Below are 14,442 nucleotides of genomic sequence, written 5' to 3'. Positions count from 1 at the left end.
AGCAACGGACTATTGGTTCACAGTAGATTATTATGAAATTAAACCAGATGGTACAATAGTACCTAAACAATTTAAAGCTCACTTTTCATTAAAAAGATAATACATTATGAATTTTAAAAGAGGATACTTATTATTATTAGTGTTTATTACACAGTTCTCATTCTCACAAGAAGGAATCGCAGTTTATTCAGATTATCTGTCTGATAATTATTATTTGTTGCACCCATCAATGGCTGGTGCAGCAGATTGTGCAAAAATTAGATTAACAGCACGACAACAATGGTTTGGTCAAGATGAAGCACCTGCGCTTCAAACTTTAAGTTTTAACACTTCAGTAGGAGAACGTTCAGGAATAGGAGCAATTGTTTATAACGATAGAAATGGTTACCACACACAAACAGGAGCAAAACTTTCATATGCTCATCATTTAAGATTTTCAAGAAGTACATTAGACTTAAATCAATTATCATTTGGTATGAACGCTGGTTTAACTCAAAGTAATTTAGATGAGACTTCATTCTATCTTTCTAACCCTTCATATGATCCAATTGTAAATGGTGGAATTGTTCAAAAAGATTCTTATTTTAATGTTGATTTAGGGGCTTCTTATTTTTATTTAGACTTTTATACACATTTTACAGTTAAAAATGTTATAGCTAGTAAAAGAGAGTTGTATACAGATATTGAAACTGATAATTTAAGAAAATATCTTTGGAGTGTTGGATATGTATTTAATGTAGGTGATAATGGCTTATTATTAGAACCTTCTACAATGTTTCAATATGTGGATCAAACTAAAGAAAAAACGATTGATTTAAATCTTAAACTTTATAAAAATTTGGATTTTGGTAGAGTATGGGGAGGATTATCTTACAGAAGAAGTTTTGATGGAGCAAGTTATGTAGATGGAGCTAGTATTGGGGAACAAAAATTACAATATATAACACCTATTTTAGGAATAAATTACAAAAAATTTATGTTTGCTTATACTTACTCACATTTAACTGGAGATGTTAAATTTGATAAAGGAGGATTTCACCAAATTACTCTTGGTTTAGATTTATTCTGTAAAAACACTAGATTTGATTGTAACTGTCCTGCAGTTAATTAATTATTAAATATTTAATTATAATCCCGTTTTTTATAAGCGGGATTTTTTTTGTTATGATAATAAAAACAATAAAGGGAAAAAAACCAAATATCCCATCTGATTGTTATATAGCAGAGAATGCTACAATTGTTGGTGAAGTAACTATTGGTAAAAATTGCAGTATTTGGTTTAATGCTGTCGTTAGAGGTGATGTTAATTTCATTTCAATTGGAAATAAAGTAAACATTCAAGATGGTGCAATAGTTCATTGTACTTACCAAAAACATCCAACAATTATTGGGAATAATGTTTCAATAGGACATAATGCAATAGTTCATGGTTGTACAATAAAGGATAATGTATTGATTGGAATGGGTTCTATAGTAATGGATAATTGTGTAGTTGAGAGTAATTCAATTATTGCGGCTGGTGCAGTTGTTACACAGAACACAATTGTGGAGTCAGGATGTATTTATGCTGGTGTTCCTGCCAAAAAAGTAAAAGATATTAACCAAAGTGACTTTGCAGGAGAAATAGAGCGTATTTCAAATAATTATGTGATGTATTCAGGTTGGTTTAAAGACGAAGAATAAATTAAAAATCTTCTTGAATAACATTGTCTTGATTGTCTAATATAGATTTTAATACTTTTGGATCTGAATTGGTTTGAAAAAAATGTTCAACATTATCATTAAAAGAGTTTAGAAGATTATTTTCTGCTAATATTTTTTTTGTTTGTTTGGCTACTGCTTCACCTGAGTCAATTATCTTAATTTTTGAAGGAATAATTTTTTTTATTTGAGGAATTAAATAAGGATAATGACTGCAGCCTAAAACTAAATAGTCAATATTTTTTTCAATCATTGGATTTAAATAACTTTTAAGTAAATCAAACATTTCTGGTGTGTTGATGTCACCATTTTCAATTAATTGAACCAATCCATGACCTATTTGCTCAATTATTTTAATATTTCCGAATGATGCTGAAGTTTTATGGAATAATTCACTGTTAAGGGTTCCTTTTGTGGCCAAAATTCCAATTGTATGAGTCTGTGAATTATTTGCAGCGGGTTTAATTGCTGGTTCAATTCCTATAAAAGGAACATCATAAGATGCTCTTAATTCTTTGATTGCATTTGTAGTAGCAGTATTGCAAGCCACAACAATAATTTTACAATTTTTGTTTAATAAGTATTCTGTGTTTTTTATGCTTAAAGCAATAATTTCTTCTTTGCTTTTTAATCCATAAGGGGCATTTTTACTATCTGCTAAGTAAATTGTATTCTCTAATGGAAGTAATTTGTTTATTTCTTTCCAAATAGATGTTCCACCAATACCAGAATCGAAAAGTCCAATGGGATTATTTTTTTTCATAACTCAAAAATAAAAAAAAACTGCATATGTTTTAATATATGCAGTTTTTAAATTTTAAGTAAGATTTTTTAGAAACCTAGTTCTTTTTTAACATCAGCTAATAAGTTTGGACCATCTGCCATTAGAACACCACTTCCGTTAGAAGCATCTAATACATATTCGTATCCTTTTGCACGAGCCACTTTTTGAATAGCTTGTTGTGCTTTTTCCATGATAGGTTTAACCAAGTCTAATTCTTTTTGTTGTAACTCTTTTGTAGCAGTTTCTCTGTATTGTTGAATACGAGTTCCCATATCTTGCATTTCTTTAGCTCTTGTTTCATTAACAGCATCAGTTACAGTACCAGCTTCAGCATCACCTTGATATTTTTTCATCTTAGTTTGATACTCTTGAACCATAGTGTTATATTCACTATCGTAAGATTTTTGAATTTTCTCAAGTTGAGTTTGAGCAGTCTTCATTGCAGGCATGTTTGTCATTAGTTCGCTTACATCAATATGTGCTACCTTTGTTTGTGCAGTTACAAATTGAGCACTCATTAAAAATGCTACTGCGATAAAAATTGTTTTTAATTGTTTCATTTTTGTGTTTAATTTTAATTAATTCTTATTCTTCGGTTTTATTTTCGTCTTCTTTTTTCTTTTTTGCTGCTTCTCTTTCGTCTAAAATCTGTTGTCTTCTATCTTCTGCAGCTTTTTTACGTTCTTCTATTTTTTTATTTCGTTCTTCTAAAGCTTTTGCTCTTATTTCAGCTGGTGTTAAAGTTTCATCAGAAGTATTTTTTTTGTTTTCTTCCGTTGAAGTCATTTTGTCATCAGTTGTAGACTTTTTATCGTCTTCAATTAGTGTGCCATTTTTTTTAGCTTCTCTTTCATCAATTAACTTTTGCCTTTTATCTGCAGCTTCTTTTTTTCTTGCTTCATAAGCTGCTTTTCTTTCCTCAATTAATTTTTCTCTAGCTGCTTTTTTCTCATCTAATATTTTTTGACGTTCAGCCATTTCTGGGTTTTCGTCTTGCATATCTTCAAGAGCGTCCCTTGATTCTTGTTCTTTTAATTGTTTAGATGTCAATTGTTCTCTTTTCTCAGCTCTAACTAATTGTCTAACAACTTGGTCACTAATATCATATCGTTGTGCTGCAAAAAGCATTGTCATATCTGAAGATTTATCAAAAATAAAATCATATTTTTTTTGTTCTGCAATATCTTGTACAATAGTAAATACCTGATCTTGAATTGGTTTTACTAAGACAGATTTTTGCACAATCAAATCACCTTTAGGCCCAAATCTATTTTGTTGATAATCTAATAGTTCCGTTTCAAGATAATTTATTTCTTCTTCCCTCTCTTCAATTAATTCTTTGGTTAATAGAGGTCTTTCAATTTTTAAATCTTCTTTTAATTTGTTGATTTCATTTTTTTTAGCTTCAATTTCCTGTTTCCATTTTTGAGCTTTAATTTCTAATTGATTTTTTGCTTCTGCATAATTAGGAACTTTCTCTAAAATGTATTCCATATCAATAAAACCAATTCTTATTCCTCTTGATTGAGAAAAGGCAATTGTTGTACTTAAAAATAAAAATAATAAAACTGTTTTTTTCATACTTAATATTATTTTAGTTTATTTGGGCCAAAAATTAGAATTGTTGACCTATAATAAAGTGTGTTTGCCATCCGCTTTTTTGTGTTTGACCAGGAATTGCATCAAATCCATGAGCAAAATCAATACCTAATAATCCAAATGCTGGCATGAATACTCTTAAACCAAATCCGGCTGAACGTTGAACGCTGAATGGATTGTATGATTTAAAATCATTAAATGCTGCACCAGCTTCTAAGAATGATAATGCATAAATAGATGCACTAGATTTTAGAGTAATAGGATATCTTAATTCTAACGAAAATTTGTTATAAATAGTACCTCCATCATTCGAAGATAATGAATTATTTGGATATCCACGTAATTGGATTGTTTCTCTTCCATCTAAAGAATAGTTAGCAAGACCATCACCACCTAAGTAAAACCTTTCAAAAGGAACTAAACCTCTATCTTGGTTATAAGCTCCCATAAATCCAAATTCACCTAAAGAACGAAGAACTAATTTGTCATAAATTTTTGTATACCAATCGGCTTTAAATTTAACTTTGTAATATTCAAGCCATTTATATTTTATTTGGTCCACTTTTGAAGGATCTGCTGCAGCGTCTTCATATGTATAAGCTTTAGATGGTGTTGGGTTTGAAGTTGAAGGGAGTTCTGTTAAATAATCTCCATTATTAACTAATACTTCTGTACCATTATCATCTGTATAGATATAACCAGTACCTTCATATTTATATTTGTTTTCTTCAAGGTCTCCCAAGGTTGCATAATCTACACCATTAAAAAGCGAGTATGGAGGAGTAAATTTTGCAGAAACGCTAAACTCTGAACCGTAAGTAGGGTAGATAGGATTAAGACCTTTACTATTTCTTGATAGTCCAACAGTATATGCTAAGTTTCTAGAGGCACCATTTCCAAAAGTAAATAAACCTGAATTGTAATTATTAAGTTTGTAATATTGAAAAGAAACTGCTTGAGAAAGAGTAAAATAATCATCAGGAACAGTAAGTCTTCTTGCGATTCCTACAGAGAGTGATGTGATTGTAAAACTTTGAGACTTGTCTACATCTCTTGTCGAATAATTATATAAGAATTGTTTACTTTGGGATAATGATGTTGAAAAACTAACAGGCTTTTTACCACCATACCATGGTTCTTGAAAACTCAAGCTATAAGTTCTGAAATATGAACTAGCCTGAAGATTAAGTGACATTTTTTGCCCATCTCCCATTGGTAAAGGTTTATAGGCATCTTTATTAAAAATATTTCTTATAGAGAAGTTATTAAAAGATAGTCCCAAAGTACCAATGAAACCACCACCTCCATATCCACCTTGTAATTGGATTTGACTGGCTCCTTTTTCTACAACATTATATTCAATATCAACAGTTCCTGCAGCAGCATCAACATTTTTAAATTTAGGATCAATAGCCTCAGGGTCAAAGAATCCAAGTTGACCTAGCTCTCTAATTGTTCTAATTAAAGCTTCTTTACTGTATTTTTTTCCTGGTTTAGTTAAGAGCTCTCTGTAAATTACATGATCATTTGTTTTTTCATTTCCAGCAACAGTTATCTTATTAAAATATGCTAATGGACCTTCACTAATTCTAATTTCAAAATCAATTGTATCATTTTCAGTTTTAACTTCAACTGTATTGATATTAGAAAATAAATAACCGTTATTTTGGTATAAATTTGTAATATCTTCAGCATCAGGGCTAGATGTATCAGCTATTCTTTTTTGTAGTAAAACACCATTGTAAACATCCCCTTTTTTAACACCTAGAATTCTTCTTAAATAATCTTCTGTGTATACAGTATTTCCTAAGAAACGAATGTCTCCAAAATAATATTTTCTTCCTTCTTCTAGTTTTACATCAATGAAAATTTTGTTTTTTTCTTTGTTATAAACAACAGTGTCATTTATAATTCTAGCATCTCTAAATCCTTTTTCTTTGTATTTACTTATAACATTTGTTAAGTCTTCTTCATATTTGTCTTTTATGAATTTAGACGCTTTAAAGATTCGGATTGGATTTTGTTGTTTGGTATTTTTGAATGCTTTTCTTAATTTTTTATCCGAAAATTGCTCATTACCTTCAAATCTTATTTTTTTGATTTTTACTTTGTCACCTTTGTCAATTTTTACAAGCATATCCACATTTGTTTCTGTAGAATCAGGAAAAGTATTTATTACAACTTTAGTATTGTAAAACCCGTTTTTTTTATATTTGTTTTGGATGTAATTTTTTGTTGTAGTAATTAAATTTTCATTAACAATTTTACCTTTTTTAAGATCATTGTCTTTGATTAATTCTTCGATTTTACCTTTTTTTACTCCAGTGATTTTTACATCAGCAAGTTTAGGTAATTCATTGATATTAAGTTCTAAATAAATGCTGTCATTTTGTATTTTATTAACGTAAACATTAATATCATTAAAATAGCCAAGTTTCCATAATTTTTTTATGGCACCACTAATTTCTTCACCAGGAACAATAATGTTTTGCCCTTTTTCTAATCCGGCAAAAGTAATTATGGTTTGAGGATTATAATTCACTTTTCCAGTGACTTCAACATCAGCTAAAATGTATGATTTACCATTTTCAAAATTAGTTTCTTGAGCAGAAATTTTGAAAAGGCCTAAAAATAAAAATAATATCGCGCTAAACTTGATATTGTTGTTTAAAAGAGAATTTCTTTTATAATTGTTCACTTGTTTTTCCAAATCTACGTTCTCTTTTTTGGTAACTAATAATTGCTTCATACAAATTGTTTTCTGTAAAATCAGGCCATAATACATCGGTAAAGTAAAATTCTGCATAGGCTATTTGCCATAATAAAAAATTACTTATCCTGTGTTCGCCACTAGTTCTGATTACTAAATCTACATCTGGTAAATTATGCGTGTAAAGATGCTGATTAATAATTGATTCGTCAATAGCTGATTCAGAAATTATATTATTTTTAACTTTATTGCTAATATTTTTAACAACTTGAATGATTTCTTCACGTGAGCCATAGCTTAATGCTAAAGTCAACGTCATTCTTGTGTTGTTTTTTGTTTTGTCTATTACTTCATGCAATTCTTTGTAAACATTCTTGGGTAAGGTTGTTAAATTTCCAATTGCATTTAATCGTATATTATTCTTCATTAAAGTTTCTTCTTCTTTTTTTAGCGAAGAAATCAATAATTTCATTAAGGTGTCTACTTCTAATTTTGGTCTATTCCAATTTTCTGTTGAAAAAGCATATAATGTTAGATTTTCTATGCCTAATTTTGCACAAGTTTCAACAGTTACTTTTACAGACTTTGTTCCATTTTCATGACCAAAAGCTCTTAATAAACCTTTTTGTTTAGCCCAACGACCATTTCCATCCATTATAATTGCTAAATGGTTGGGAAGCTTTTTGTCGTCTATTTGTTCTAAATAATTCATTTTTTTCCTTGAGGGCAAAAGCATGGATTTTCTCCAAACGTGTAGGTTAATGTCATACCAGTAAACATATACCAATCATTACTATTGGTGTTTCCAAAACGAATGCTTTCATAATTATCATTAGGAGAATTACTTCCATCTAAATTGTCAGATAAAGTGTATCGTGCTCCAGCTTCAATTCCTAAAATAAAAGAATGCGCAATTCTTGCTTTAAAACCTAAAACCATTGGAATTGAAAAAGATCTTCCTTTGTCAAAACCTTTTCCTGCATTTATATCATCGCTTTCAAAATCATTATGCCAAAAATAGTTTACACCTGTAAATACATAAGGAGTATATTGCATGTCAAATTGATGCAAATCAAATGGAAAAAAATTAAATTCTAAACCAGCTGAAACTTCTTTAATAGTGTTTGTAAAACTATATCCTCTTAAATGTCTACTTGGCACTTTGGAATCTAAATCATTACCCTTAATATTTCCTTGCATGTAGGTAAATCTGTAGGAATGTCTTTCACTTTTATTCCATTTATAGATGAACCCAATTCCCAATTCATTAGGATTTATATAGTTTGTTTTTCCAATGTCTCCAACATAATTTGTTCCTCCAAGAAACACACCAACTTCGTGTATTTGTGCTTTGGAAGAATTAAAAAATGCTATAAAAAATATGTATAAAACTAGTCTTTTCATTTTTTTCAGATTGCAAATATAACAATATTGATGTTTTAACTTCATAAAGAAGCATTTTTTTAATCAATATTACTAACGTAAAAAAATGAAAAGTAATATAATTAGGTGTAAAAGAGTTTTTAATTTCTTTTATCTTCTCCCCAAAGTAATTTTTTTCGGATGGTTTTTAAAAACCCTTCTTCAAAAAACTCAACCATATTAATCTCAAAAGGAGCTTTTTTAATAGTTAAAGATGTTTCTTTTGTTACAGTAGTAATTCTCGAATCTAATGAAACTAAAAATTGATCTTCTCTTCCAGAAATAGTTAATTTAATTTCAATGTTGTCTGGAATAACTAATGGTCTTGCTGTTAAATTATGAGGAGCAATTGGTGTGATAACTAAACTAGAATTTTCAGGCATTAAAACCGGTCCACCACAACTTAATGAATATCCTGTTGAACCAGTTGGTGTTGCAATAATTAAACCATCTGCCCAATACGAATTCAAATATTCATTATCAAGATAAGTTTCAATAGTAATCATTGAAGTAGTATCTTTTCTTGAAACAGTTATTTCATTTAGTGCAAAGTTAATGTCTTCTAAATCTTTGTTTGAAGGAGAACATTTTAGACTAAGTAGCGTTCTTTTTGAAATTTTAAAATCATTAGAAAATAATTTTGGTAAAAAAGTTTCAATATTTTCTTCTTGAACGGTTGCTAAAAAACCTAATCTTCCAGCATTTACACCAACTATTGGAATATTTTTGTCTCTTACTAAAGTTGCGGCTCTCAATATTGTTCCATCGCCACCTACGCTGATTAAAAAATCAAAATCATTATTTAAATCAGTATGATCTTTAAATGATTTAAAATCTTTGCTGAATGTGTGGTTTTCTTTTAAGACACTCCAAAAATTTTCAATAAAGAAAATTTCTGCACCCTTTTCTTCAAGTACGTGAATAACTTTACTAATGATTTCAATAGTATTGTTTTGATAATATTGTCCAAAAATAGCTATCTTCATTACTAGATGTTAAGGTATTTGTCTAAATAATCAGAGCGTTCTTTCAGGTTTTCTAAATAAGAATCTTCTTGATGTTCTGAAATAATTACATAATCATATCTTCTAAAACCTTGCAGAATTTCATTCATATAGCTTTGAGAAATTTTCAAGGTGATTTCAACTAATTGTTCGCTAATATTAGAAATAAACAATCCTAAAAGTTTACCTCCATTTCCTTCCACAATTTGACTAATTTGACTAATAGAATAATCAGCTTTTGGTTTTTGAACCACAATAATTCCTCCTTCTTCTTTTATAAATGGACTTTCTTGAAAAAACTTTACTACATCTTCTAATTCATAATAACCTAAATAGATGTTTTTTTCATTCAAAACAGGCATGATGTTGCAATCGTTTTTGCCAAATTCTTCCAAAACATCTAGCCAAATCATAGTGTCTCTTACAAAAAAGCGTTCGAAATTAAATTTATTTTCGTTAATCAAACTGTTTTCATTGATTAAAGATGCATCTTCACTTTTAATGCAACCAATATAGATGTTATTCTCGCTTACAGGAAAGTGTGAATAAGGAATTTCTAAAAACAAGTCTTGTGCATCTGCAATTGTTTGAGTTGTTTTTAAAGGTTTAATATCGAAATTTATATAATCTATTAAATTGTGCATATGGTTTATTTCTTTTGCAAAATAATCAAAAAAATACAATCCTAAACTTATTAGACTTTGTATTTTTGTAAAGTTAAAAAACAAAGTTATGACAAAGTTATCAGTAAATATTAATAAAATTGCAACTTTAAGAAATTCTCGTGGTGGAAATGTGCCAAATGTACTTCAAGTAGCTAAAGATTTGCAACAATTTGGAGCACAAGGAATCACTATTCATCCAAGACCAGATGAAAGACATATTAAGTATCAAGATGCTTATGATTTAAAAGATGTTGTATATACTGAATATAATATTGAAGGAAATCCAGTTAAGAAATTTATGGATATGGTTTTGGAAATAAAACCTACTCAAGTTACTTTAGTTCCAGATGCTGATGATGCATTAACTTCAAATGCTGGTTGGGATACGATTAAGAATAAAGATTTTCTAAAAGAAGTAATTCAAGAATTTAGAAATAATAATATTCGAACTTCAATTTTTGTAGATCCAGTCCTTCAAATGATTGAAGGAGCAAAAGACACTGGAGCAGATAGAATTGAATTATATACGGAAGAATTTGCACATCAATATGGTTTAGGAAACAAAAAAGGAATTGATGCTTACGTAGAATCAGCTTTAAAAGCTAATGAGTTAGGACTAGGAATAAATGCTGGTCACGATTTAAGTTTGGATAACATTCAATTTTTTAAACAAAATATTCCAGATTTATTGGAGGTTTCAATTGGTCATGCTTTAGTTGCTGAATCTTTGTATTTAGGTTTTGACAATGTGGTGAACATGTATTTAAATAAATTAAAATGATATTACATTCAAGAATAGAAGGTGCTGGAAAACCATTTGTAATTCTCCATGGTTTTTTAGGTATGTCTGATAATTGGAAAACTTTAGGTTCTCAATTTGCTGAAGAAAGTTTTCAAGTTCATATGTTGGACATGAGAAATCACGGAAAAAGTTTCCACTCTGATGATTTTAGTTATGAAGATATGGCTAATGATGTAAAAGTATATTGCGATTATCATAATTTAGAAAACATTATTCTTTTAGGTCATTCAATGGGTGGAAAAACAGCTATGCTTTTAGCAACTTTACAACCAGAATTAGTAGAAAAACTAATTATTGCAGATATCGGTCCAAAGTTTTATCCTCAACATCATCAACCAATTTTAGCTGGTTTAAATGCAGTTGATTTTTCTAAAAAGCCAAGTAGAAGTGAAGTTGAGGAAACAGTTTCTAAATATATTTCAGATTTTGGAACAAGACAATTTTTACTAAAAAGCTTGTATTGGAAAGATAAAGAACAACTAGCATTTCGTTTTAATTTAGCTGTTTTTAATGAAAAAATTGAAGAAATAGGTAAAGCTTTACCTGAATCAAATAAATTTGAAAAACCAACACTCTTTTTAAAAGGTGCAAAATCTGATTATGTGTTAGAATCAGATTTTGAAACCATACATAACCATTTTCCAAATGCAGAAATTGAGACTGTTTCGAGCGCAGGACACTGGTTACATGCTGAAAATCCCTCAGAATTTTTTAATAAAACAATGGATTTTATTAAATAGAAAAAGTTAATTTACTATGCATGCATAATTTTTTTGTTAAAAAAATTGTAAAATTCATAATTTGTAGTAATTTTGAAGTATTGCTTTTAACAAATTCAAAAAAAAACTAACACATTAACTTTTATTATGAGAAAATTACTTTCTTTAACAATTTTTGCTTTGGCAAGCTCTACTGTTTTCGCAGGAGGATATAGAGTTAGTATTCAAGGTCAAAAACAGTTGGCTATGGGACACACAGGTGTTGCTGTAGTTAATAGTGCTGAAACAGCCTTTTTTAATCCTGCAGGTATGGCTTATTTAAAAGATAAGTTTAATTTATCGGTAGGTGGAAGTGCTTTGTTTTCAAAAACAAGATTTCAAAATTCTGAATATAATTGGAAAGCTTCCTCGGACAATGTAGGAACACCATTTAATGTTTATGCAACTTATAAAGTGACAGATTGGTTAACAGCTGGTCTAGCAGTCTATTCTCCTTATGGAAGCGCGGTAGAATGGGATCAAGATTGGCAAGGAGCACATTTGGTCAATAATATTGATTTAAAAGCCATTTTTGTTCAACCAACAGTTTCTATAAGAATTGGTGATGAATTCAGTTTTGGTGGTGGACCAATTTATGCAACAGGTTCTGTAAATTTTAATAGAAATTTATCAATCAATCCTTTGTTATCAGCAAATGGAAGTGGTTCTGATGTTACATTAGATGCAACAGGAATTTCTGCTTGGGGATATAATGTTGGTTTTATGTTTAATCCAAGTGATAAGTTAAGATTAGGTTTCAACTACCGTTCTGAAATAATAATGGAAGCTAGAGATGGTGATGCAACTTATGCTGATTTACCAGATTTTAACCAAATACCAAATACAACTTTTGATGCAGATTTACCTTTACCTGCTGAAGTTACAACTGGTTTATCTTATCAAGTTACAGATAAGTGGATGGTTGCTTTTGATTACAATTATGTAATGTGGAGTGCTTATCAAGCATTAGATGTTAAGTTTGCTAACGGTACAGAATCTTTAAACCCAAGAAACTACAAAAATTCAAGTACTTATAGAATAGGTACTCAATATGTAGCTAATGATAAGTTTACTTTTAGAGCTGGTTGGTACTTTGATGAAAGCCCTGTTCAAGACGGCTATTTTGCTCCAGAAACACCAAGAAATGATTCAATGGGTTATACAGGAGGTTTAACTTATCAAGTAAATCCAAAATTTGGAATTGATGTTTCGTTATTATATTTACATTTTGATGAAATTGATAACTCATACAATTATTCAACAGATCCAGTATCAGGAACTCCAAACCCAGATTTTGGAGGAACATATAAATCATCAGTTTTCTCTCCAGGTGTAGGAATAACTTACAGCTTTTAATTAAAAATTCTATTAAAAATGAAAAATAAATTTATATACTTATCTATTTTGGTTGCTGGATTAGTTTCTTGTGAACCAGAATTTGAAAATGAAGTAAACGCAAATTATACTGCTGGTGAAGCTGATTTCTCAACTTATGTTGCTGTTGGAAACTCACTGACGGCTGGCTATATGGACGGTACAGTTTCAAGAGGAAGTCAAGCAAATTCTTTTCCAAATTTATTAGCTCAACAATTTGCAACAGTTGGTGGAGGAACTTTTACTCAACCATCTTATGATGAAGATGTTAATAATTTAGGTGGTATCTCTGGTTTACCTGGCTTTAATACAAGATTAGTTATTAATGCTTCAGTTGGAGCTCCTCAATCATTAGCAGGAACATCAACAATTACATTAACTCCTCAAGCGACTGCTTATAACAATATGGGTGTACCTGGTGCAAAATCATTTCATTTATTAGCTCCTGGATATGGTAATCCAGCTGGTGTCGCTTTAGGACTAGCAAATCCTTATTATGTTAGACATGCAACCTCTAACACTTCAACTGTTTTAGGAGATGCAGTTTCAAAAAACCCAACATTCTTTACAAACTGGATTGGTGCAAATGATGTACTGTCTTATGCAACTACTGGTGGAATAGGAGTTGATAGAACAGGTAATCCAGATGCAACTCAATATGGTTCAAATGATATTACAGACCCTGCATTATTTGCTGGTGTATATTCAACTATTGTTGATCAATTAACAGCTAATGGAGCAAAAGGAGTTGTAGCTACAATTCCAAGTGTAACATCAATTCCTTTCTTTACTACAGTACCTTATAATCCTTTAACTGCTTCAACTTTAGGAGCTGGAAGTGTTCCAACAGGAGAAGCAACAATAAATGCATTGAATGCACAATTATATGGTCCATTGAAACAAGCCTTAACTGTTTTTGGAGCAGGTTCAAGGATTAATTTGTTAAGCACAACAGGTGGTAATCCTTTATTAATTAAAGACGAAACTTTAACAGATTTATCAGCTCAATTGACATTGGCATTTACTCCTTCATTAGGAGCACAAACTGCTGCTTTCTATGGTAGTATTTTTGGACAAGCACGTCAAGCGACAGCTGATGACTTAGTGTTACTAACTACAAGTGGTGTTATTGGTACTGCTCCTGCAGGAATACCAGCACCTTTAGATAAATATGGTATTACTTACCCATTACAAGATCAACATTTATTAATTCCTTCAGAACAAACTGCAATTGCAAATGCAACTAATGCTTATAATGCAGCAATCAAATCTATTGCATCTTCAAAAGATTTAGCTGTTGCAGACATGAATTTAATATTAAATAACTTAGTAGGTGGTTTACGTTCAGTAGATGGTTCTATTTATACTGCAAATTATTTTAGTGGTGCAGCAACTGAAAATAAAGTTTTATTCTCATTAGATGGTGTTCATCCAAATGCTAGAGGTTATGCAGTTATTGCTAATGAAATTATAAAAGTAATTAATTCTCATTATAAATCTAATATGCCATTTTTAAATCCATCATATTTCCCTGGAATTAATATTGTGGCTACAAATTAATTTAAATATAAAATTATTAAAAGAAGACATCATTTTTGGTGTCTTTTTTTTATCTTTAAAATA

The 14,442-nt window shown here is 29.9% G+C and carries 14 protein-coding genes; 6 read left to right on the top strand and 8 right to left on the bottom strand.

What is annotated here, in order from left to right:
• Positions 1-106 precede the first annotated feature (106 nt).
• Positions 107-1,111, top strand: a complete 1,005-nt coding sequence (locus tag ACFO3U_RS04040; protein WP_379738448.1) for a PorP/SprF family type IX secretion system membrane protein — start codon at positions 107-109, stop codon at positions 1,109-1,111.
• Positions 1,112-1,164: 53 nt separating this feature from the next.
• On the top strand, positions 1,165-1,683 hold the full coding sequence (locus ACFO3U_RS04035; protein ID WP_379738447.1) for a gamma carbonic anhydrase family protein: 519 nt from the start codon (positions 1,165-1,167) through the stop codon (positions 1,681-1,683).
• A gap of 1 nt (position 1,684) precedes the next feature.
• Here the strand turns inward: ACFO3U_RS04035 and murI are convergent, their stop codons facing one another.
• From murI to ACFO3U_RS03995, 8 genes are all read right to left on the bottom strand, one after another.
• Positions 1,685-2,464, bottom strand: coding sequence for a glutamate racemase (gene murI / locus ACFO3U_RS04030; RefSeq protein WP_379738446.1), 780 nt, complete (start codon positions 2,462-2,464; stop codon positions 1,685-1,687).
• Positions 2,465-2,532: 68 nt separating this feature from the next.
• Positions 2,533-3,045: an OmpH/Skp family outer membrane protein gene (locus ACFO3U_RS04025; protein ID WP_379738445.1), complete on the bottom strand. Its 513-nt coding sequence runs from the start codon at positions 3,043-3,045 to the stop codon at positions 2,533-2,535.
• Between the two features lie 25 nt (positions 3,046-3,070).
• Positions 3,071-4,066 carry an OmpH/Skp family outer membrane protein gene (locus ACFO3U_RS04020; RefSeq protein WP_379738444.1) on the bottom strand — a complete coding sequence of 332 codons (996 nt, stop codon included), beginning with the start codon at positions 4,064-4,066 and terminating at the stop codon, positions 3,071-3,073.
• A gap of 34 nt (positions 4,067-4,100) precedes the next feature.
• Positions 4,101-6,833, bottom strand: coding sequence for an outer membrane protein assembly factor BamA (gene bamA, locus ACFO3U_RS04015; RefSeq protein ID WP_379738443.1), 2,733 nt, complete (start codon positions 6,831-6,833; stop codon positions 4,101-4,103).
• A complete protein-coding gene (locus ACFO3U_RS04010; protein ID WP_379738442.1) occupies positions 6,769-7,506 on the bottom strand; it encodes an isoprenyl transferase in 738 nt (245 codons plus the stop codon). Before ACFO3U_RS04010 ends, bamA begins: the two co-directional genes overlap by 65 nt.
• Complete coding sequence (porG, locus tag ACFO3U_RS04005) at positions 7,503-8,198, bottom strand: type IX secretion system protein PorG (protein ID WP_379738441.1); 696 nt, start codon at positions 8,196-8,198, stop codon at positions 7,503-7,505. The genes ACFO3U_RS04010 and porG overlap by 4 nt, the downstream gene beginning before the upstream one ends.
• A 119-nt stretch (positions 8,199-8,317) precedes the next feature.
• On the bottom strand, positions 8,318-9,202 hold the full coding sequence (locus ACFO3U_RS04000; RefSeq protein WP_379738440.1) for an NAD kinase: 885 nt from the start codon (positions 9,200-9,202) through the stop codon (positions 8,318-8,320).
• Between the two features lie 2 nt (positions 9,203-9,204).
• Positions 9,205-9,864, bottom strand: coding sequence for a CBS domain-containing protein (locus ACFO3U_RS03995; RefSeq protein ID WP_379738439.1), 660 nt, complete (start codon positions 9,862-9,864; stop codon positions 9,205-9,207).
• Positions 9,865-9,952: 88 nt separating this feature from the next.
• Here ACFO3U_RS03995 and ACFO3U_RS03990 point away from each other — a divergent pair, with 88 nt between their 5' ends.
• The 4 genes from ACFO3U_RS03990 to ACFO3U_RS03975 all read left to right on the top strand — a co-directional run bounded on the left by ACFO3U_RS03990 (position 9,953) and on the right by ACFO3U_RS03975 (position 14,379).
• Positions 9,953-10,666 carry a pyridoxine 5'-phosphate synthase gene (locus ACFO3U_RS03990; protein ID WP_379738438.1) on the top strand — a complete coding sequence of 238 codons (714 nt, stop codon included), beginning with the start codon at positions 9,953-9,955 and terminating at the stop codon, positions 10,664-10,666.
• Positions 10,666-11,427, top strand: a complete 762-nt coding sequence (locus tag ACFO3U_RS03985) for an alpha/beta fold hydrolase (RefSeq protein ID WP_379738556.1) — start codon at positions 10,666-10,668, stop codon at positions 11,425-11,427. The genes ACFO3U_RS03990 and ACFO3U_RS03985 overlap by 1 nt, the downstream gene beginning before the upstream one ends.
• A gap of 126 nt (positions 11,428-11,553) precedes the next feature.
• Entirely contained in the window at positions 11,554-12,801 is a 1,248-nt protein-coding gene (locus ACFO3U_RS03980) for an OmpP1/FadL family transporter (RefSeq protein WP_379738437.1), read from the top strand.
• A gap of 18 nt (positions 12,802-12,819) precedes the next feature.
• Positions 12,820-14,379, top strand: a complete 1,560-nt coding sequence (locus ACFO3U_RS03975) for an SGNH/GDSL hydrolase family protein (protein WP_379738436.1) — start codon at positions 12,820-12,822, stop codon at positions 14,377-14,379.
• Positions 14,380-14,442: the final 63 nt, after the last annotated feature.

The sequence above is a fragment of the Flavobacterium ponti genome, from assembly GCF_042652765.1.
In the GTDB taxonomy this organism is placed as follows: domain Bacteria; phylum Bacteroidota; class Bacteroidia; order Flavobacteriales; family Flavobacteriaceae; genus Flavobacterium; species Flavobacterium ponti.
The sequence above is the reverse complement of the archived record's forward strand: the minus strand, read 5'-3'. Positions and strand labels throughout refer to the sequence as shown.

Coding starts and splice junctions, on each gene's coding strand:
- ACFO3U_RS04010 (WP_379738442.1), bottom strand. CDS start 7,506: ATGAATTATTTAGAACAAATAGACGACAAAAAGCTTCCCAACCATTTA.
- porG (WP_379738441.1), bottom strand. CDS start 8,198: ATGAAAAGACTAGTTTTATACATATTTTTTATAGCATTTTTTAATTCT.
- murI (WP_379738446.1), bottom strand. CDS start 2,464: ATGAAAAAAAATAATCCCATTGGACTTTTCGATTCTGGTATTGGTGGA.
- ACFO3U_RS04020 (WP_379738444.1), bottom strand. CDS start 4,066: ATGAAAAAAACAGTTTTATTATTTTTATTTTTAAGTACAACAATTGCC.
- ACFO3U_RS04025 (WP_379738445.1), bottom strand. CDS start 3,045: ATGAAACAATTAAAAACAATTTTTATCGCAGTAGCATTTTTAATGAGT.
- ACFO3U_RS03975 (WP_379738436.1), top strand. CDS start 12,820: ATGAAAAATAAATTTATATACTTATCTATTTTGGTTGCTGGATTAGTT.
- ACFO3U_RS03980 (WP_379738437.1), top strand. CDS start 11,554: ATGAGAAAATTACTTTCTTTAACAATTTTTGCTTTGGCAAGCTCTACT.
- ACFO3U_RS04035 (WP_379738447.1), top strand. CDS start 1,165: ATGATAATAAAAACAATAAAGGGAAAAAAACCAAATATCCCATCTGAT.
- ACFO3U_RS04000 (WP_379738440.1), bottom strand. CDS start 9,202: ATGAAGATAGCTATTTTTGGACAATATTATCAAAACAATACTATTGAA.
- ACFO3U_RS03995 (WP_379738439.1), bottom strand. CDS start 9,864: ATGCACAATTTAATAGATTATATAAATTTCGATATTAAACCTTTAAAA.
- bamA (WP_379738443.1), bottom strand. CDS start 6,833: ATGAAGCAATTATTAGTTACCAAAAAAGAGAACGTAGATTTGGAAAAA.
- ACFO3U_RS04040 (WP_379738448.1), top strand. CDS start 107: ATGAATTTTAAAAGAGGATACTTATTATTATTAGTGTTTATTACACAG.
- ACFO3U_RS03990 (WP_379738438.1), top strand. CDS start 9,953: ATGACAAAGTTATCAGTAAATATTAATAAAATTGCAACTTTAAGAAAT.